Here is a 19,543-nt window from a genome sequence, read left to right as displayed (position 1 = left end):
TGTTATTATTTGATTCTTACATTCAAGTAGATACAAATGAGCCTCACATAATTGCCTAATAGGCACTATTCAATTTAAGAAACATGGGAGACTTTTATGTCATTATTTTCTGGATTGTGCTATCCATCATCTTGATTATCCTTGGAACAGCACGTTTTAAACTCCACCCTGCCATTGTGCTTTTTTCTGTTGCGCTTTTAACAGCAATTGGATTGGGTTTTCCCGTAATTCAATCTGTTGAAGTCATTAGTTTTGGCTTTGGTAATATGCTGGCCAATATCGGAATACTGATTTTATTGGGATGTGTATTGGCAGTGATATTAGAAGAACTACAATCGATAAAATATCTTTCCAATTTATTTATTCGTGTATTTGGATTAAAAAAGCCTTTTTTGCTTTTAAGCTCCCTGGGCGGTTTAATTGGAATCCCTGTTTTTTGTGATGTCGCTTATATTATCCTTTCTGATTTTAGTAAAACACTAGCGGGGCAAGCTAAAGTAAGCAGAATTTCCACATCAGTCACCATTGCATCCTCATTATATATAGCACACAACTTAATTCCTCCAACTCCTGGTCCGTTGGCGGTAATAGGGAATTTCGGGGTAGCAGACCAACTTGGACTAGTTTTTTTATTGGGAATTGTAATTAGCTTATTTTTGGTTCTAATACTGAGTATATATGCTCGTTTTATATCTAGGAAAACACTAAATGAAGATATTGAAATGGAAGATGAGAAAGATGAAAGCAGTACTTCAAAGCTATCTTCCAACATTATTTTACCTTTAATTTTACCCATTATTCTCATTGCAAACGGTAGTATTTTAGGTATAATCGATTCAGAAAATTCGGTTTTAATTGCACTAGAAACTATAGGTAATCCCATTATTTCATTGGCCATTGGAGTATTGATTGGCTTATATTTATTAAAGAAGAAGTCAACAGAACTCAAAACAGACTTAATCAAAAAAGCCATTTTACAAGCAGGTCCTATTTTGGTTATTACTGGCTTAGGAGGATCTTATGGGCAAGTCATTAAAGAAAGCGCCTTTTCCGATTTACTGATTGACAGTATTAATATCCAAACGCAAGAACCCTTTATGATATTAATTATAGCCTACTTGATGGCATTTTTCATTAAGACAGCTCAGGGTTCTAGTACTTCAGCCATGATTATTGTCAGTGCTATTATTGCACCACTCATAATTGGTTCTACCTTAGATACCGTAACGGGAACCTCTCTTTTGGTTTTAGCCATTGGTTCAGGGGCCATGATGGTGAGTCATAGTAATGATTCATACTTTTGGGTAGTAAAAGAATTTAGCGGCATGAGTGTTAAGCAAGCATTGAAAAGCTATAGTATTGGAACTATTTTATTGTCCGTAAGTTCCATGTTAATGGTTATGCTTCTGTTTTGGATTTTGGGTTGAAAATATTACTTTTTAATAAAGACTTTATTTAAAGATGACAGATTATATTTGGTACATGAGCTATGGTTCCAATATCTCTTATGATAGATTTATGTGCTACATTCAAGGAGGTAAGCCAGAGGGTGCCACTAGAACTTATCATGGATGTGAAGACCAAACTCCTCCCTTAGACCAAAAACCTATAGAAATACCACATGAATTATACTTCGCTAAAAATGCAAAAGTATGGAATGGTGGCGGTGTTTGTTTTATCAATCCTGATAAAAACCACAAGGCTGAAACGCTTGGCAATATGTATCTGATCAATCGTCAGCAGTTTATAGAAGTGGTTCAACAAGAAAACAATGCTCATAAACCTACTGATATAAATTTTGAAAGAGCTAAAAATCAAGAATCCTCAGTCATAAAAGAAAATAGCTGGTATGGTAATTTGTTATGTTTAGGCGAAAAAGATGATGCACCAATTTTTACTTTTACTAATGAGAATTACTTGTCTGACGAGATTAACCAACCTAATCAGCATTATTTAAAAACCATAATTAAAGGCTTATTAGCTACCCATCAACTTAGTCAATCTGAATTAGAAGCATATTTTCTTTCTAAAAAAGGCATAGACAAAACAATTATTGCTGAAGTAATCAATCAACTATAAAAGTTTCAGGATAAAAAACCATTCTTAAATTGTTACGTATTTAATAAATATTACTATAATTGTAACATAATTATAAATTAGTAACATTTTAAGCACATGACGAAAAGTCAAAAAGCGATATTAGCTAGCGCCAAGAATCTGTTTTGGAAATACGGTTTAAAGAAAGTAACCGTAGAGGAAATTTGCGAGTACGCAGGTGTGAGTAAAATGACCTTTTATAGACGCTTTGTAAATAAGGAACATGCCGCAGAAGAAATCCTGGAAGCCATCTTAGAAGATAATTTAAGGAGATATTCGGCTATAATGGATGAGAAAAAACCATTTCCCGAAAGAGTCAACGAGATTTTGCACCTCAAGCACCAAGAATCAAAAAACTTAAGCAAAGAATTTATTAATGAGATCTTAACAGAAGATGCCTCTGCACTAAGTGAACTTATTCACAAGCATACGCTCAAATCATACAAAGCAATAATAGCCGATTTTGAGAAAGCCAAGAAAGAGGGTTGGGTAAGAGCCGATTTGAAACCTGAATTTATCATTGAGATGCTTGGAGTAATAAAATCCAAAATGCAGGATGAAAATTTCCTAAAAATGTTCAATAGCATGGATGAAGCCATTATGGAATTAAGTAATTTCTTTTTCTATGGGGTTTTTGTCAAAAGATAGCCAATGAAACGGACAATTATCATATTGCTGACTCTCTTTCCTTTTCTGCTGAAAAGTCAGATTTCATGGGATGGGCAAGTGTCTGCATTTGGTAATTACAGTCCCGATAATCAATATTACTTATTTGCAGGTGGACGATACATACCTGAAATCAATTACACTCATGTATTAGATTCAGGGAAGAGTTTTGATATACTGGCATCAGCAGATATCAGTGGCTCTGTGCTCTCCGATCCTTTTCACGATGTGCAAACCGATGGGAATTTAGCCCCATACCGACTATGGGCTCGCTACTCAGGAAAAAATTACCAATTGAGAGCGGGATTGCAAAAGCTTGATTTTGGAGTGGCGACTTTGCTTCGTCCTTTGCAATGGTTCAATCAAATTGATCCACGCGATCCTTTGGCTCTTACCAATGGAGTTTATGGAATTATGGGTAATTACTATTTTCAAAAAAATGCTAATGTTTGGGTGTGGGGCTTATATGGAAATAGCAAAAGAAGAGGCTTTGATGCCATTGAAACTAATGATAAAGTCCCTGAATTTGGAGGGCGAGTTCAACTTCCATTACTCACAGGAGAGATTGGTTTTACTTACCACCACAGAAAAGCAGATGCTAGTGAGTTCTTCAATGATAATGCACTCAATAATATTGCTGAAAACAGGTGGGCAATAGATATAAAGTTAGATTGGGTAGTCGGGCTTTGGTTGGAATCTACTTATATTCATAAAGCTGAAAATATTGGTGCTTTGACTAATCAAAATCTAATAAATCTCGGAGCTGATTATACTTTCGGCTTAGGTAATGGGCTTACTGTCATTACAGAACATCTTTTATTTGGAAATAGTGATGATTACTTTTCTGATAACTATGCCAATATCACGGCAACTAGTTTAAGTTACCCGTTAGGCTTTTTTGATAGCTTAAGTGGTTTGGCTTATTACAGCTGGGAAACCGAAAGCACTACCTTTTTTCTAAATTATCAACATCAGTTCAAGAAAATTGTAGGCTATTTAATGGGGTATTATAATCCATCGGAATTTCAAGGAATTCAACAGAACGAATTAGTCAATAATTTCTCAGTGACCAGGAGTACGCATTATGCTGGTCTTAAATCATTAAACAAAATGCTTATGGAACCTATCATCAAACTTGAAAACGTAACCAAAAAATTTCCTGAAGGAGAAGGGGAATTTGTTGCCTTGAAAAATATCAATCTCAATTTTGAGAAGAGTGAATTTTCAGGAATAGTTGGACCCAGCGGTTCTGGTAAAACTACTTTGCTCAATATCATTGGTTCTTTAGATCAGCCAAGTAGCGGAAATGCTTGGGTGATGGATAAAAATGTGGCAGAATTGAGTCATAAAGAATCTGCTCAGCTAAGGAATCTACATTTGGGCTTTATATTTCAGGTATATAATTTATTGCCTGTTTATACGGTTTTTGAAAATGTTGAATTTGCATTGCTCCTACAAAACAAAAGCAAGGAAGAAAGAAGAAAGGCAGTCATGCAAGCTTTGGAATGGGTGGGTTTGGAAAATATACCCGATAAAAAACCTTCAAAGCTCTCAGGTGGAGAAGGTCAAAGAGTAGCAATTGCCAGGGCAATGGTGAAAGAACCTAAGATCGTGTTGGCAGATGAACCAACAGCCAATTTGGATGCAACCAATGCACATGCCATTATCCAAACCATGAAAAAGCTTAATGAAGAGCTCGGTACTACTTTTTTATTTTCCACTCATGATGAAAAGGTAATGCAATATCTGAACCGCATCATCCATCTAAAAGGTGGGGAAGTGGAAAAAGATGAAATTATAACAGCTCAAAACCAACAGTCATGAAGCTTGCATTTCAACTGGCATATCGAAATTTAGTAGGTGCAGGATTGCGCACCTGGCTGAACGTTGGGATTTTAGCTTTCACTTTCATTGTCATTATATTTTTTAATGGTTATTTGGATGGCTGGAATCTGCAAGCACAAAGGGAAAGTATTAAATGGGAATATGGAAATGGTCAGCTACGTCATCAAGATTATGACCCTTTAGATCCGTTTACTTTAACAGATGCTCATGGAAAATTGGCATTATCAAAAAGCGAAGACCTATCTCCTATTTTAATTCGCCAAGCCTCTTTGTATCCAGAAGGCAGAATGATTTCTATTCTGATGAAAGGAATAGATTCCCACCAGAAAACATTGAGTCTTCCGACCGAAGCATTTCAAGGAACAGAAGCCGAAATTCCTGCTTTAATCGGTCAGCGAATGGCTAATTCAAATAATCTTAAAATTGGAGACCAGATTTTACTGCGTTGGCGAGATAAGAATGGAACTTTTGATGCATCAGAAATCACCATTAAAAAGATTTTTGAAACGGATGTAGCAGGTGTTGATTTAGGTCAAATATGGATTCCAATTGAAAAGCTTTGGGAAATGACGGAATTGAATGGACACGCTACTTATTTTATTGCGAATGAAAACTATCAACATGAAGATATAGAAAGCTGGAAATTCATTTCAAAAGAAGAGCTTTTGAACCAGCTTAAGGAAATAATTGAAATGAAAAGCGCCAGTAGTTCCATTTTGTATTTGCTGTTATTGGGCATCGCACTTTTGGCGATTTTTGATACTCAAGTGTTGTCCATTTTCAGGCGACAAAAAGAAATTGGGACTTATATAGCTTTGGGCATGACTCGTTGGCAAGTAGTAAAATTATTCACGATCGAAGGTAGTATGTACAGCTTAATGGCTAGTGTTGTAGGAATCATAATTGGCACACCAGTTTTCTGGTATTTTGCCACTAATGGAATCGGAATGCCCGAATATGTAACGCCAGAAGATATGGGGATAACAATTGCTCAGCGAATTTACCCTGCTTTTAGTATTGGTCTTTTGGTGGGTACACTAGCTTTGGTGGTAATTTCAGCCACTATCGTGAGCTTTTTACCTTCCAGAAAGATAGCAAAAATGGATCCTGTTGATGCTTTAAAAGGAAAAGTCCAATGATACAATTTATTTTGAAAGGAATATTAAGAGATAAAAACCGCAGCCTTCTGCCTATCATCATTGTGGCTTTAGGGGTTACTTTAACAGTGTTTTTGAGCGGTTATTTGGCAGGCGTTTTTCAAGATATCATACGTCAAAATGCAAGATTTGAAACCGGTCATGTGAAAATCATGAGTCGATCTTATGCGGATAATAAAGAGCAATTACCAATTGACTTGGCTTTGTTGGATGTGGATCAACTTCAAGAAAGTTTAGAAAAATCTTACTCTAGTGTGGAATGGGTAAAGCGCATAAAGTTTGGAGGTCTTTTGGATATAGCCGATGAAAAAGGAAATACAAAAGGTCAGGGACCAGCCAGCGTTATGGCTATTTCACTTTTTTCAAAGGAAAGTCAAGAAGCAGAAAGATTGAATATTAAACAGGCTTTGGTAGGCGGAAAAATTCCCAGTAAAATTGGAGAAGTCTTAATTGCTCACGATTTTTCTGAAAAATTAGATATTGAGATAGGTGATGAAATTACCTATGTGGGCTCCACTATGTACGGAAGCATGGCATTTCAGAATTTCATCGTTTCAGGCACAGTGCATTTTGGAACGGCAGGTTTTGATCGAGGAGCCGTGGTCATGGATATTTCTGATGCGCAGGTCTTGTTGGATATGGACAATGGCGCTACAGAAATTCTAGGATATTTTGAAAGTGGGCAATATGAAAGCGAAAAAGCTTTTGAAATTACCAATGAATTTAATCAAAAGCATGCTTCTTCAGAGGATGAATTTGCTCCTGAAATGTTCAGCTTAGAACAGCAAAATAATCTGGGTGATATGTTGGCGTACAGTAATTATATGTCACAAATCATAGTGATCATATTAATATTCGCCATGTCTGTAGTGCTATGGAATACTGGTTTATTGGGCGGATTAAGACGCTATAAAGAATACGGGATCAGGCTCGCTTTAGGAGAATCAAAAGGCAGTATTTACAGAAAATCAATTATTGAAGCAATTTTAATCGGAGGTATGGGATCAATTATAGGAACAATACTGGGACTATTAGCTACCTATTATATGCAAGAAGTAGGAGTTGATATCAGTGATTTAATGCCTCAATCAAGCATGATGATCCCTTCTACTTTGAGAGCGAAAATGATTCCAAGTCAATTTTACATAGGATTTATTCCTGGTGTATTTGCTATGGTTCTAGGGAATATGCTCTCAGGATTGGGTATTTACAAAAGACAAACTGCACATTTATTTAAAGAATTAGAAGTATGAGAAATTACATGAAAATATTGGCTTTGATGTTATTAGTATCATTTAATTTGATAGGGCAAAGCCAATTCACGGCTGAGGAAATTCTTCAGAAAGTAGATGAAAACATGAGTTCCAATTCCACTATAACGGAATCCAAAATGGTGATTCATGGGAGGAGGAACACCAGAGAAGTGGTATCTAAAGGCTATGCCGAGGGAAATGAAAAAGCTTTCACAGAATACCTAGCCCCAGATCGTGAAAAAGGCACCAAAATGCTAAAGTTGGAAGATAAGCTATGGATTTATAATCCTTCCACTGACAGAACCATTCAGCTTTCAGGTCACATGCTAAGACAATCAGTTATGGGCTCTGATCTTTCCTATGAAGATTTAATGGAAGACCGAAAGCTTACTGAAATTTATGATGCTCAAATTACGGGAGAGGAAGTTATGGATAATAGAAAATGCTGGGTTTTAGAGCTTAACGCTACTGTGGAAGATGCCAGTTATCAAAAGCGCAAAACCTGGGTTGATCAAGAAAGATTTGTTCCTTTAAAAGAAGAGCTTTATGCCAAAAGCGGACAGCTTCTGAAGCAAATCACAATGAAGAATATCGAAAAAATAGATGGGAGATGGTATCCTAAAAATGTGAATTATAAGGATGTATTAAAGGAAGGTGAAGGAACTGATTTTATAGTGTTAGATATTCAATTCAACCCCGAAATTCCAGAATATATTTTTAATAAGGCTTCTTTGAAGAGGTGATCATGAAAGAGCCTAATTTTTTTGAAAATTAGGCTCTTTTCCATTTAACAACCAATCTTATCAACTCTTCTTTCATGTCTGCCACCTTCAAACTCAGTCGCTAAGAAAGTTTTTATAATAGATAATGTTTTATCATAATCAATAAAACGAGCAGGGATACATAAGACATTGGCATTATTGTGCTGACGAGTTAGAGCCGCTAATTCATCTTCCCAAGCAATACCTGCTCTGATTCCCTGATGCTTGTTGGCCGTCATAGCTACTCCGTTTGCACTTCCGCAAATTAATATTCCTAATTCGAACTCTCCCTTTTCAACAGCTTCTGCCAAAGGGTGCACATGATCAGGATAATCCACAGATGCCTCCGAATCTGAACCAAAATCTTTTACCTCATGTCCTACTTTTTCAAGAAATTCAACTAATTGTTTTTTGTATTCAAATCCAGCATGATCGCCACCTATTGCTACTTTCATTTTGTATGATTTATTTTATAAATATTTTAAAGAGACCTGTCAGGTTTCTGAAACCTGACAGGTCTCAACTATTGTCACTTTTAGTCTTTCTCCCAAATTCTATCAGGCTTACTTTCCTCATAGTGCTCAGTCAGAATTTTTTGTTCTACTTCATCCAAAATCTTGTCTCTTCTTTCCATCACTCTTTCGGCTACTTCAAATGCTTTTTTCAAATTGAATGTGCTGAAGCCTGCAGCACCTCCCCAAGCATAGGAAGGAATAAAGTTTCTTGGGAATCCACTTCCAAAAACATTAGAGCAAACTCCTACAACCGTTCCTGTGTTGAACATGGTGTTAATTCCGCATTTGGAATGATCACCCATCATTAATCCGCAGAATTGCAAACCCGTATCTTTAAAACCGCCTTTGGCATAATCCCAAAGTTTTACGTTGGCATAATTATTTTTAAGATTAGAAGTATTGGTATCTGCGCCTAAATTGCACCATTCGCCTACTACAGAGTTCCCGATAAAGCCATCATGTCCTTTGCTGGAATATGCAAAGAAAACAGAATTGCTTACTTCGCCACCTACTTTGCAATAAGGCCCAATGGTAGAATCGCCCTTTATCTTAGCTCCCATATTTACATGGGAATTATCTAGCATAGCAAAAGGACCTTTTATTATAGCACCTTCATGAATTTGAGCATTTTTTCCTATATAGATTGGACCATTTTCAGCATTTAAAATAGCGGCTTTAATAGATGTACCTTCTTCTATAAAAATATTTTTCTCTCCGTAAACCGTAGTGTGTGGATCATTCACATGCTGTGAATTTCTTCCAGAAGTTATCAATTCAAAATCACTTCTGATTTCACTTGCATTTTTTTGGAAAATATGCCAGTTCTGAGTGATCAAGGTGATTTCACCATCATATTCAGCAGCTTCTTCCAGTTTTTGCTTAGGATCAAAAAAACCTATTTCTTCTTCGGTCGCAGTGGCAGAAATTAAAATCCCATCTTTTTTCAAACTAGCACCCAACTGAATCGCTCTTACTAATTCAGAATTAGGGCAAACAGAGCTGTTTATTAAGATATTTTGAGCTTCAGTTTTTTTAGGGTATTTCTCACTTAAAGCGGGTGTTGAAATGTAAGATAATGAAGCATCTAAATGCTTTTCCCATTTCTCCCTAATGGTTAAAATCCCTACTCGAATTTCTGCAATTGGTCGAGTAAAAGTGAATGGTTTAAGTTGATTTCTAAAGTCGGCTTGTTCTATGAGCAAATAGTTCATAATGCAAAATTACAAGCTTCATTGAAATATCAGTCAATTAAAATGGGAAATTCGATCTTTTAGAAAATAAAGCCATTGACTTTTATTAAAAAGCTGAGCTTACCTAGGTACTCTCCCCCATTTGGGTGTTTTCACCCCAACTTTCGCAATGAATGTCCTTTGAAATCTCATATAAACTTGAAGGTTAAAACACTTTCAATAGGAGTGATGAATAAGAGATGCTGATAAAATAAATTTTATATTAATCTTACTCATTCACAAAATCCTGCAATAGCGCTCTTACTTCCTCATTATTTTCAACAGCATATTTAGCATAAGAAAATCCACTGCCTACTTTCACGGTTAAGGAATCTTTTGGAAGAGCCTCAAAAGTATCTTCATCAGTTCTATCATCTCCGAAAGCCATTACAAAATCAGTTTTTTCTCCTTTCAATCTTTCAACTGCAGCTTTTCCTTTATTGATTACGGATGGTTTAACTTCCACTACATGATCCCCTTCGATTACATCCAATCCTTTATTGGTCATAAAATGCTTCAAATGACTCGATAACTCACTTGATCTCAAATCGCCTAAGCCTTTCTCCACTTTTCTGTAATGCCAAACTAGCGTATGCTCTTTTTCTTCTAAGAATGATCCTGGAGTTCTTTGGATGTAAAACTCTAAAATATCTCTGGCTTCATTTTTCCAACTATCCTCTTGTAAATCTCCATTCACTTCCCATTTAGCGCCAGCTCTTTTGGTTTTTATACCATGTTCAGCTATTAAATCAATATTAAATTCATCTAACCATTCTTCAAGTGTAGCGGCTTTTCTACCGCTAATGACCACTAATTTTGCTTTAACAGCTAATTGATGTAGAATTTGGGATAGCTCTGCATCCGGTGCACAGTCGTCTGGATTTTCATTAAAAGGCATTAAAGTGCCATCATAATCCAAGAAAATAATCGGATTCTTTGCTTTCTTAAAGTCTTTAGTAATGGAATTCTTTAATTCATTATCTAGCCTTTTGGTGGCCATAGATTGCTGTCTTTCTTTCAGGTCTTTGAGGTTATTCATGAATAAATCAACCCATTGGAAGATGGTATATTTTTTAACAGTGCCTTGCATGATTTTCATTCTGCGTTTCTGCTCGGCCAAAGGCATTTCCAATGCTCTTTTAATGGCTTCCACCATCTCATTTTCATCATTTGGGTTAACCAAAATAGCATCTGAAAGCTCTTTTGAAGCACCCGCCATTTCACTAAGGATTAAAACGCCATCTTCATTTTCACGGCTGGCAATAAATTCCTTACAAACTAAATTCATTCCGTCTCGCTTAGGTGTAATCATGGCAATTTTACACATACGATAGAAAGCGGACAAATCATCCAATGGAAAACTCCTATAATAAAAATGGACAGGAACATAGTTAATAGTACCATATTTTCCATTAACATGACCCACTAAGAATTCTACTTTTTCTTTAAGTGCTTTATAACTGGCTACTTGATCGCGAGAAGGTACCACGATCAAAAATAATGAAACCCGCCCTTGATATTCCGGATATCTATCCAAAAACTTATCAAAAGCTTGCAACCTACCTGGTATTCCTTTTGAATAATCCAGTCTGTCCATTGAAAGAATTAGCTCTTGTTTGCCTAGAGAATCACGATAGGATATTTCCTTTGCCTTAGCCAATTGACTGGTGGCTGATGCTAAATATTTATCATAATCTATTCCCATTGGAAGTGAATCAGCTTCCACTAATCTATTTTTAACTAAAATTTGATTTCGTTCATAGCTATAACCCGCCAAACGGTGACAACTACTTAAGAAATGGCGCATGTCGTCATAGGTATGAAATCCGATATAATCAGCGCCCAAGACTCCATTTAATAACTTTTTTCTCCAAGGTATCATTCTGAACACCTCATAGGAAGGAAATGGTATATGTTGAAAGAATCCTATGGTTACATTTGGGAATTGTTTTCTTAACATATTTGGCACCAACATCAATTGATAATCATGCACCCAAATGATATCATCCGGCTCTAACCATTTTGAAATAGCATCAGCAAATTTTCGGTTGGCATTATAATAGGCTTCCCATTCTTCATCTTTGAACCGCATATGATGAATAAAATAATGAAAAGCAGGCCATAAAGTTTGGTTGCTAAAGCCTAAATAAAACTCCTCCACATCATGTTCGGTAAGGAAAACCGGTCTCGTATTGTGGTTTATCAATTCTTTTTCTACTTCTTCTTCCTCCTCATGTTCCAACGAAATACCGGGCCAACCAATCCAAATATTATTACCTTCTTTATAAATGGAACCTAAGCCAGTGGCTAGCCCACCTTCACTTGTTTTATATACTTTTTTCCCATCTTCTTTTTCAATTCTGATGGGCAGACGATTCGATACTATAATTGTTTTTGCCATTGCGTAATAATTTGACAGTCAATTTAATCGATACGCCTTTTAATTCATAAGAGAATTAGGATTGATTTATTAGAAATTCAAAAATTTAGTGAAATCTCTGATTACATTTAGAAATCATTTCATCAGAAATTTTATCATTTTCATACTATTTTCGTCAAAAGGAGGGTATTTTTTCCTTAAATCGAACCAGGTTCCTGATTTTAGAATGGATTTTTCGTGAGAAAAAGCCATAAATCCGGATTTTCCGTGATAATTCCCAGATCCACTATTTCCCACTCCACCAAATGGTAATTCGGGATTTGCCAGGTGAACTATGGTATTATTTATAGCTCCACCACCAAACCGAACTCTATCTAGGAAGAATTTTTCAGTTTTAGCTTGGGAGGTGAAAAGATAAAAAGCCAATGGATCAGGATTTTTTCTAATAATTTCTAGAGCTTCCTCATTTTTAGAATAAGTAAAAATTGGTAGAATAGGTCCGAATATTTCTTCTTGAAATAATTTATCATTTTCCGTAATGTCTTCTACAAGAGTTGGCTCTATTTTCCTTTTATCATCATCAAAAGCTCCGCCAAAAACAATCTTTCCTTCTTTCAGATAAGATTTTAAAGTTTCATACCTTTTTTGATTCACTATTTGTGTTAAATCCTTACTTTCTGTTGGTGAGATACCATAAAACTCCATGATAGTGGCTCTGAGTTCATCTACGAACTCGTCTTTTATCTTTTCATGAACAAGCAAATAATCAGGGGCAACGCATGTTTGTCCTGAATTAATCAGTTTACCAAATGAAATTCTTCTTGCCGCAACAGTCAGGTTAGTTTTTTCATCGATTATTGCAGGAGATTTACCACCTAATTCCAGAGTCACAGGTACTAATTGTGGAGCTGCTAATTGCGCTATTATTTTTCCGACAGGCACACTTCCTGTGAAAAATACATGATCAAAACGATTATTCTCCATTAACTCTGGCACCACAACTCTACCTTCACCCATCACTACAGCCAAAAATCCCTCGTCAAAATTTTTGCTAATTAAATCATTGACCAATTGAGAAATATGTGGGGTTTCCTCTGGTGGTTTTATCATACAAGTATTTCCAGCGGAAATAGCTGCTATTACAGGAGCTAATAAGAGCTGAAAGGGGTAGTTCCACGGCCCAATAATTAAGGTAACGCCTTTTGGTTCATAAATAATTCTACTTTTGGATGGAAAATGTACTAGGGAAGTACTCACCTTCTTTGGCTTCATCCATTTTTTAAGATTTTTGAGTGTGAAATTTATCTCATCATACAAAAACCCTATTTCAGTTACATAACTTTCAAATGGCGGCTTACCAAAATCATTGGCCAAAGCATCCATAATTTGCTGTTCATTTTCTTTTATAATTGATTTCAGCTTGAGCAATTGCGATTTCCTGAAATCATAATCCTTGGTTTTTTGACTATCGAAAAAATCTCTTTGTGATTTATAAATAGCTTTCTGTTTATCTATGGGAGTATTTTCTATAGTTATTTTAGTATCCATAATATGAAATTATCTGTAAGAGATTAAGGTATTTAATGATTCATTTATTTTATACGAATCTTAAATTAGTGTGAACATTGATTTGCTTATAAAATTTGAAAAAGTGCCTTTATAAACAGATTACAATTTAAAAAGATAATATTATGTGAGAGATTATTTTATGTTAAATTTTCATCTTTAGACCACAGACCAAACTATAAATGACTAACAAATTCAAAACTTTTTTAATTTCTGAAAGCTTGCTTAACTTAAGCCATTAACTTTGTACTATGAGTATTTCGAAAATTTCCGGGCTATTTATCATTGCAACCATTTTATTTATGGCTTGTGAATCAGACTATTATCCTAAGCCCAAAGGATATAATAGAATAGATTTACCCAACCATCAATATCAGGCTTTACCTGATTCATTTCCATTTAGTTTTGAGCATTCCGTTCATGCCAAAATCTTGCCTGATTCATCCTACATCAGAGAGCGCTATTGGTTTGCCTTATTTTATCCTGAATTTATAGCTGAGGTACATATCACATATAAACCTTTAAATAATAATCGAGATTCATTAAGAGCAAATATTGATGATGCTTATAAATTAACCACCAAACATCAAATCAAAGCGAGCTCTATTCAAGAAACTATTATGATGACTCCAAATGGCAAAAAAGTATCTTTGGCTGAATTAAAAGGAGATGTCCCTAGTCAGTTTCAGTTTTACACTACGGATTCCACCACTCATTTCTTGAGAGGAGCATTATATTTTAGGACTGCTACGGAAAATGATTCTTTGGCACCTGTTATAGAATATGTAAAAAAAGATATTATCCACAGTTTAAATACTTTAGAGTGGAATTAGGATGGCTTCATTCTTTAAAACGCCTATAGAATTTTTAAAAGGAGTTGGCCCACAAAAGGCGAGCATACTCAATAAAGAATTAAATATATTCACTTATGCTGATTTATTACAGCATTATCCATTTCGTTACGAAGACCGAACCAAATTTTACAAAATCAGAGATCTGCATCAGCAGATGTCAAATGTCCAGATAAAAGGACAAATACGCTCAAAGCAATTAGCAGGAGTTGGAAGAAAACAAAGACTGGTAGTTCAATTTGCTGATGAAACAGGAACTGTAGAACTGGTATGGTTCAAGGGAATTAATTGGATTAGCCCTAAATTAAAAAGTGGGATTGATTATGTGGTTTTTGGTCAGCCTACCCGCTTTGGTAGTAAAATCAATATTGCACATCCTGAAATAGAGATTTTAACACCTTCGGCAGCTCAGAAAGAGTTTTTGCAACCTGTTTATTCCACAACGGAGACCTTGAGGAGAAAATTTTTGGATAGTAAAGCCATTTTTAAAATTCAAAAAATTCTGTTACGAGAGGCCTACAACAGAATTCCAGAAACACTTCCCCAACATATTATCCAGCAATATTCATTTTTAGCAAAAAAGGATGCTGTTGCTCAAATTCACGTGCCGAAAAACCAACAACTTCTCCAAAAAGCACGCTTTAGAATGAAGTTTGATGAGTTCTTTTTTATGCAGCTACGGTTGCTTATGCAGAAAAAAGTTCGGCTTGAGAAGTTTAAAGGGCAAGTTTTGCAGAAAACAGATTTGTTAACCGAATTTTATCAATCACATCTTCCATTTGACTTGACTGGAGCTCAAAAAAAAGTGATAAAAGAAATTTTTGCCGATTTTAAAAGTGGGAAACAAATGAATCGCTTGTTACAAGGCGATGTAGGGAGTGGCAAAACCATAGTGGCTTTTATTGCTTCGCTTATTGCGATTGATAGTGGAACACAAGTTGCTTTAATGGCACCTACTCAGATTCTGGCCAATCAACACTATGAAGGTTTAAAAGAATTTGCTGATAAAATTGGCGTGAGCATCGCATTGTTGACTGGATCTACCAAAACCAAAGCGAGAAGAATCATTCATGAAGAATTAAAATCAGGAGAACTGAAAATACTCGTTGGCACTCATGCTCTTTTAGAAGAAGTAGTACAGTTTCAAAATCTTGGGCTAGCAATAGTGGATGAACAGCATCGCTATGGTGTTGCTCAAAGAGCACGGCTATGGAAAAAGAATGAAAACTTCGTCCCCCATGTTTTGATAATGACGGCCACTCCTATCCCCAGGACTTTATCCATGTCGGTTTATGGTGATTTGGATATCTCTATTATAGATGAATTACCTGCAGGCAGGAAAGAAATTAAAACCATTCATCAATATGATGCTAATCGATTAAAGCTAAATGGATTTATAAAAAAAGAAATAGAAAAAGGGAGGCAGATATATGTGGTTTATCCCTTAATTGAAGAATCTGAAAAGCTGGATTTGAAAGATTTAATGGATGGATATGAAAGTATTGCAAGAGCATTTCCTGAATTTCCAATCAGCATAGTGCATGGAAAAATGAAGCCAGCCGATAAGGATTTTGAAATGGCCAGATTTGTAAAAGGAGAAACCAAAATTATGGTGGCTACAACTGTGATTGAGGTGGGAGTGAATGTTCCAAATGCCTCGGTTATGGTGATAGAAAATGCTGAGAGATTTGGCTTAGCACAATTACACCAGCTAAGAGGAAGAGTGGGTAGAGGGGCTGAACAATCCTATTGCGTATTGGTGACCAGCTATAAATTAAGTAAAGAAGCCAGAACCAGAGTGGAAACTATGGTACGAACTACTGATGGATTTGAAATAGCACAGGTAGATATGGAATTAAGAGGGCCAGGTGATATGATGGGCACTCAGCAGAGCGGTCAGCTTGATTTAATGATAGGTGATTTGAGGGATGATGAACCGATTTTATCTATAGCAAGGCAAAGTGCGCAAAGTGTTATAGCTAAGGATCCGGAACTAGAAATGGAAGAAAATAGACTTATTAAAATCCAGGTTGAGCAGCAGAAAAAGAAAAATGTGAATTGGAGCAGGATATCTTAATTGGAGCATGTTAATAAAGTTTGGACAAATTTATTAAAGTTTGGACAAGGTATAACGTTTAGTATAAGAGGCTGTCCAAAAAGGACAGTTTTTTTTATGCCGCTATTTTCAGATACCCACATCCATTTTCACTTATTTTTTGCTGTCCATGGATTTTCGACTTAATTTCTGTGGACATTTTATGATAAGGGGCATTTTTACCAACTCTTGGTAATTCGGCATCTGATTTTGATGTTAAAATCACATTATTGGCTATCATTTTCCTGAAGTTGTGACCTATTGCCATCAACAAAAACTCTAATTCTACTTTTTCTAATCCTGAAAATGTAAAACGGTTAAATTTATTGTTGCTTTTTAATTGACCAAACACAGCCTCTGGCTCTATTGGTCTTTTACTTCTGTGCTCAAGTCCTTTTTTGCTTGTTAAGTTTTCTCTGGCCTGCCGTTTTAGAAGGTTTAATCTGTGGTTTACCTCTATTCTTCTGTTACCTATAGCCTTATGGCAAGATGTTCTCAATGGACATTGCTCGCATCTTTTTGCTTGGTAGTAAGCGACTTTAGACTCATAACCGTTAGTTGAAGTGCGTTTCCCCTCTCCAATTTTTTCCATTCTTTGCCCCATGGGGCATACGTGAAAATCTTGCTCGGCATTATAGAAGAGGTTTTGTGGAAGAAACGGGTTGTTCTTCATCTTTTTCTTTTGCTCTTTATGGAAGTAATTATACTTCACGTAGGCTTCAACACCTTTTTCTTCAAGCATTTCATAATTTTCCTCGCTGCCGTATCCTGCATCGGCCACTATTTCTTTACTCTGTTTATGGTAGAGTTCTTCAAAACCGGTCAAATGTGATTTTAAAGTAGTGGTGTCACCAGGTGTTTGATGGATGGAAACATGGGTGATAAACTGATTTTCTGTTGATATTTGGGAGTTATAAGCAGGCTTTAATTGGCCGTTTTTCATGTGGTCGTCTTTCATTCTCATGAATGTGGCACCCTTATCGGTTTTGCTGTAGGATTTTCGCTTGTCCAATATTTCCAAGTCCTTTTCATACTTCTCTAACTTTGGAAGATGCTCCTCTTGAAGCTTTTGCAGTTCTTTGGCAACTTTCTTTGATGGCTCCTTTAGTTTTTTGTTGAGTAGCGAAAGTCTTTCCTTTAACTCCTTCGAATCAATTTTTTGGGGCAATTCCTCCTTATTGACTTCTTGATTGTCTGATAAAATACTCCTTTCAATATCCGATAGAACGCTATTGATTTTTGTTTCCAGCTTGTCTTTGTACTTTTCAACCGAGCCCCGCCAAACAAAGGTGTATTTATTCGATTTAGCCTCTATTTTTGTTCCGTCAATGTACTGGACATCAAGGCTGACATACCCCATTTCCACCAGCATTTTCACTACCTCTGCAAATAAGGTCTTGATCGAGTCTTTTAAAATTTTACCACGAAAATCATTGATCGTCCTGAAATCAGGAGTTGAATTTCCCGATATAAACATAAAATGAATATTCTCATGGAGTGCCTTGGCTATTTTTCTACAGGAATACACATTGGAGAGATAACTGTAAAATAAAACCTTGATCATCATCCTGGGATGATAGGCCGATGTCCCACCTCCTTTGTACTTCTTAAGAATGTCGCTGATATCCAATGAATTGACCACCGAGTCAATTAAACGGACAGGATGATTTTCAGGGATTTTATCAAAAATGTTTACTGGAAATAATTCTGGGCAATTGCCTGTTTGATTTTTAAAAACTATCTTAGCCATCGTTGTATTTTGTACGACTCTAAAATAATATTTTTAGAGAAAATCAACAAACAAAAAAGGGTGTCTCGACTTTTCGGACACCCTCTTTTTTATCTGCACATTTGAAGATTAAAATGTCTACTACCAGAATTAATAATTTGTTAAAACAAAATAAGATGGTGGCTTTTAGAGAAAAGATAATCTGATGTGGTTATTTATATAAGATTGCGGAATTCTTTCTTGTTCTAACCGTAAATTGTTCTCTTTAAGGTGGTGGAAAGTGTTCAATTCATTTTCGTTAAGAAATTGGAGTTTTTCAATTTTAGTAATAGTGCCTACTGTGATATATTGACTAAACTCCTCAAGAATTGACTATCCATCAAAAAAGATTTTACCTGACCATAATATTTTCTGATTTGAGACACCATCTGAAAGTCTTGGGCACCCAGATCACCCCAATAATAAAGATCCATTTCATCTAGCCAGTTTATATTTTTAAGAGAACCTATTGCAAACCCTCTTCCCCACACCGCAATAGAGTTTGGAATATCAGGAAAGGTCAGATAGTTCATATTATTTTCGATGATAAAAATTCGATTACATTTTAATTTGTGAGATCTGAATTGTTCGATTGGAACACTAATATCATTGTAACCACCACTTTTCCAACAAGATATATCTAATGATCGAAAGCGAATGATATCCTGATCATATTTAAGTTAAAATCTTTGTGCAAAGCCAATTTCCAATTGAATTACATTTTCTGGTACCAATTGCTCTTAATGTCTTAGCATTATTTTCGATGAATTTTGTGTGGACAGAAATTGGAAGTTCCCTAATGTAGTATTTTTTTGCTTCGAAATGATGTATAAACCATTGACAAACCTTGACTAAATCTAACCAAATAGTTGAGTTGGAAATTATCTCTTTTGGATTTTCAATCAACCACTGGTTTAATTGGGGCAATTCATTTTTTATATAATGATAATTGTCTTTTAGTGAACTGAACTCCTTTTCTTTATTCAAAAACTTGAGAAAATCATCCAAACTCTCAAAAGTAATCTCAGTGGGGGTATCATGGATTCCATGTTGCCGATGTCTTATGGTTTCTGAAATAAACAGAATAGCCGTATCCTTTCCGGTCTTTTGAAGCACTAAAAACTTCAGCAAGTTCTTGATTCATTATCACAAAGTCTTTGGAAAGAGACTTATTTGATCTGATTTTAACCGGAAAGCAGTTCTCGCCTTTTAGTGCAAATTGTAGAACTTCATAATATTTTCTTGGCAGTTATCATAAGCTAGACTGCTGATTGTAAATATTCTTTACGTTTCTCCTGTAATTCTTTTACAAACATATCATAAACAACAGAATGCCTTAATGCTTTGACTGACGGAGCAG

General features: G+C 35.7%; 15 protein-coding genes and 1 pseudogene. 9 read left to right on the top strand and 7 right to left on the bottom strand.

Annotation, left to right across the window (positions count from 1 at the left end; genetic code table 11):
- Positions 1-83: 83 nt before the first annotated feature.
- From ABWH96_RS03120 to ABWH96_RS03090, 7 genes are all read left to right on the top strand, one after another.
- Positions 84-1,427 carry a GntP family permease gene (locus tag ABWH96_RS03120; protein WP_375580072.1) on the top strand — a complete coding sequence of 448 codons (1,344 nt, stop codon included), beginning with the start codon at positions 84-86 and terminating at the stop codon, positions 1,425-1,427.
- A 34-nt stretch (positions 1,428-1,461) separates the two neighbouring features.
- Entirely contained in the window at positions 1,462-2,079 is a 618-nt protein-coding gene (locus ABWH96_RS03115) for a hypothetical protein (RefSeq protein ID WP_375580071.1), read from the top strand.
- Positions 2,080-2,175: 96 nt separating this feature from the next.
- Positions 2,176-2,745, top strand: a complete 570-nt coding sequence (locus ABWH96_RS03110; RefSeq protein WP_375580070.1) for a TetR/AcrR family transcriptional regulator — start codon at positions 2,176-2,178, stop codon at positions 2,743-2,745.
- Positions 2,746-2,748: 3 nt separating this feature from the next.
- Positions 2,749-4,587, top strand: coding sequence for an ABC transporter ATP-binding protein (locus tag ABWH96_RS03105; protein ID WP_375580069.1), 1,839 nt, complete (start codon positions 2,749-2,751; stop codon positions 4,585-4,587).
- The gene (locus tag ABWH96_RS03100) at positions 4,584-5,747 is read left to right on the top strand and encodes an ABC transporter permease (protein ID WP_375580068.1); all 1,164 of its coding nucleotides are present in this window, start codon (positions 4,584-4,586) and stop codon (positions 5,745-5,747) included. The genes ABWH96_RS03105 and ABWH96_RS03100 overlap by 4 nt, the downstream gene beginning before the upstream one ends.
- Positions 5,744-7,018, top strand: a complete 1,275-nt coding sequence (locus ABWH96_RS03095; RefSeq protein ID WP_375580067.1) for an ABC transporter permease — start codon at positions 5,744-5,746, stop codon at positions 7,016-7,018. The genes ABWH96_RS03100 and ABWH96_RS03095 overlap by 4 nt, the downstream gene beginning before the upstream one ends.
- Positions 7,015-7,761, top strand: coding sequence for an outer membrane lipoprotein-sorting protein (locus ABWH96_RS03090; RefSeq protein ID WP_375580066.1), 747 nt, complete (start codon positions 7,015-7,017; stop codon positions 7,759-7,761). The genes ABWH96_RS03095 and ABWH96_RS03090 overlap by 4 nt, the downstream gene beginning before the upstream one ends.
- Positions 7,762-7,805: 44 nt before the next feature.
- Here the strand turns inward: ABWH96_RS03090 and rpiB are convergent, their stop codons facing one another.
- From rpiB to ABWH96_RS03070, 4 genes are all read right to left on the bottom strand, one after another.
- On the bottom strand, positions 7,806-8,234 hold the full coding sequence (gene rpiB, locus ABWH96_RS03085; protein WP_375580065.1) for a ribose 5-phosphate isomerase B: 429 nt from the start codon (positions 8,232-8,234) through the stop codon (positions 7,806-7,808).
- 80 nt (positions 8,235-8,314) lie between these two features.
- Positions 8,315-9,505: a GlmU family protein gene (locus tag ABWH96_RS03080; protein WP_375580064.1), complete on the bottom strand. Its 1,191-nt coding sequence runs from the start codon at positions 9,503-9,505 to the stop codon at positions 8,315-8,317.
- A 247-nt stretch (positions 9,506-9,752) separates the two neighbouring features.
- Complete coding sequence (locus ABWH96_RS03075) at positions 9,753-11,924, bottom strand: bifunctional alpha,alpha-trehalose-phosphate synthase (UDP-forming)/trehalose-phosphatase (RefSeq protein ID WP_375580063.1); 2,172 nt, start codon at positions 11,922-11,924, stop codon at positions 9,753-9,755.
- Between the two features lie 114 nt (positions 11,925-12,038).
- A complete protein-coding gene (locus ABWH96_RS03070; RefSeq protein ID WP_375580062.1) occupies positions 12,039-13,451 on the bottom strand; it encodes an aldehyde dehydrogenase in 1,413 nt (470 codons plus the stop codon).
- Between the two features lie 269 nt (positions 13,452-13,720).
- On the opposite strand from ABWH96_RS03070, the gene gldD reads away from it, so the two are divergent.
- Entirely contained in the window at positions 13,721-14,302 is a 582-nt protein-coding gene (gene gldD, locus ABWH96_RS03065; RefSeq protein ID WP_375580061.1) for a gliding motility lipoprotein GldD, read from the top strand.
- A gap of 1 nt (position 14,303) precedes the next feature.
- Entirely contained in the window at positions 14,304-16,397 is a 2,094-nt protein-coding gene (gene recG, locus ABWH96_RS03060) for an ATP-dependent DNA helicase RecG (protein WP_375580060.1), read from the top strand.
- 256 nt (positions 16,398-16,653) lie between these two features.
- On the opposite strand, the pseudogene ABWH96_RS03055 reads toward recG, so the two are convergent.
- From ABWH96_RS03055 to ABWH96_RS03045, 3 genes and pseudogenes are all read right to left on the bottom strand, one after another.
- A pseudogene (locus ABWH96_RS03055) lies at positions 16,654-18,165 on the bottom strand (IS1182 family transposase); the annotation flags it as partial.
- Between the two features lie 314 nt (positions 18,166-18,479).
- Positions 18,480-18,821 carry a DUF2220 domain-containing protein gene (locus ABWH96_RS03050; protein WP_375581503.1) on the bottom strand — a complete coding sequence of 114 codons (342 nt, stop codon included), beginning with the start codon at positions 18,819-18,821 and terminating at the stop codon, positions 18,480-18,482.
- Between the two features lie 37 nt (positions 18,822-18,858).
- Complete coding sequence (locus tag ABWH96_RS03045; protein ID WP_375580059.1) at positions 18,859-19,314, bottom strand: DUF3322 domain-containing protein; 456 nt, start codon at positions 19,312-19,314, stop codon at positions 18,859-18,861.
- Between the last annotated feature and the right edge of the window lie 229 nt (positions 19,315-19,543).

Source organism: Marivirga tractuosa (assembly GCF_042140215.1).
Taxonomy (GTDB): domain Bacteria; phylum Bacteroidota; class Bacteroidia; order Cytophagales; family Cyclobacteriaceae; genus Marivirga; species Marivirga tractuosa_A.
The sequence above is the reverse complement of the archived record's forward strand: the minus strand, read 5'-3'. Positions and strand labels throughout refer to the sequence as shown.

Bases quoted from the DNA above. Each gene is read 5' to 3' on its own strand.
- ABWH96_RS03120 (WP_375580072.1), top strand. From the start codon at position 84: ATGGGAGACTTTTATGTCATTATTTTCTGGATTGTGCTATCCATCATC.
- ABWH96_RS03115 (WP_375580071.1), top strand. From the start codon at position 1,462: ATGACAGATTATATTTGGTACATGAGCTATGGTTCCAATATCTCTTAT.
- ABWH96_RS03110 (WP_375580070.1), top strand. From the start codon at position 2,176: ATGACGAAAAGTCAAAAAGCGATATTAGCTAGCGCCAAGAATCTGTTT.
- ABWH96_RS03105 (WP_375580069.1), top strand. From the start codon at position 2,749: ATGAAACGGACAATTATCATATTGCTGACTCTCTTTCCTTTTCTGCTG.
- ABWH96_RS03100 (WP_375580068.1), top strand. From the start codon at position 4,584: ATGAAGCTTGCATTTCAACTGGCATATCGAAATTTAGTAGGTGCAGGA.
- ABWH96_RS03095 (WP_375580067.1), top strand. From the start codon at position 5,744: ATGATACAATTTATTTTGAAAGGAATATTAAGAGATAAAAACCGCAGC.
- ABWH96_RS03090 (WP_375580066.1), top strand. From the start codon at position 7,015: ATGAGAAATTACATGAAAATATTGGCTTTGATGTTATTAGTATCATTT.
- rpiB (WP_375580065.1), bottom strand. From the start codon at position 8,234: ATGAAAGTAGCAATAGGTGGCGATCATGCTGGATTTGAATACAAAAAA.
- ABWH96_RS03080 (WP_375580064.1), bottom strand. From the start codon at position 9,505: ATGAACTATTTGCTCATAGAACAAGCCGACTTTAGAAATCAACTTAAA.
- ABWH96_RS03075 (WP_375580063.1), bottom strand. From the start codon at position 11,924: ATGGCAAAAACAATTATAGTATCGAATCGTCTGCCCATCAGAATTGAA.
- ABWH96_RS03070 (WP_375580062.1), bottom strand. From the start codon at position 13,451: ATGGATACTAAAATAACTATAGAAAATACTCCCATAGATAAACAGAAA.
- gldD (WP_375580061.1), top strand. From the start codon at position 13,721: ATGAGTATTTCGAAAATTTCCGGGCTATTTATCATTGCAACCATTTTA.
- recG (WP_375580060.1), top strand. From the start codon at position 14,304: ATGGCTTCATTCTTTAAAACGCCTATAGAATTTTTAAAAGGAGTTGGC.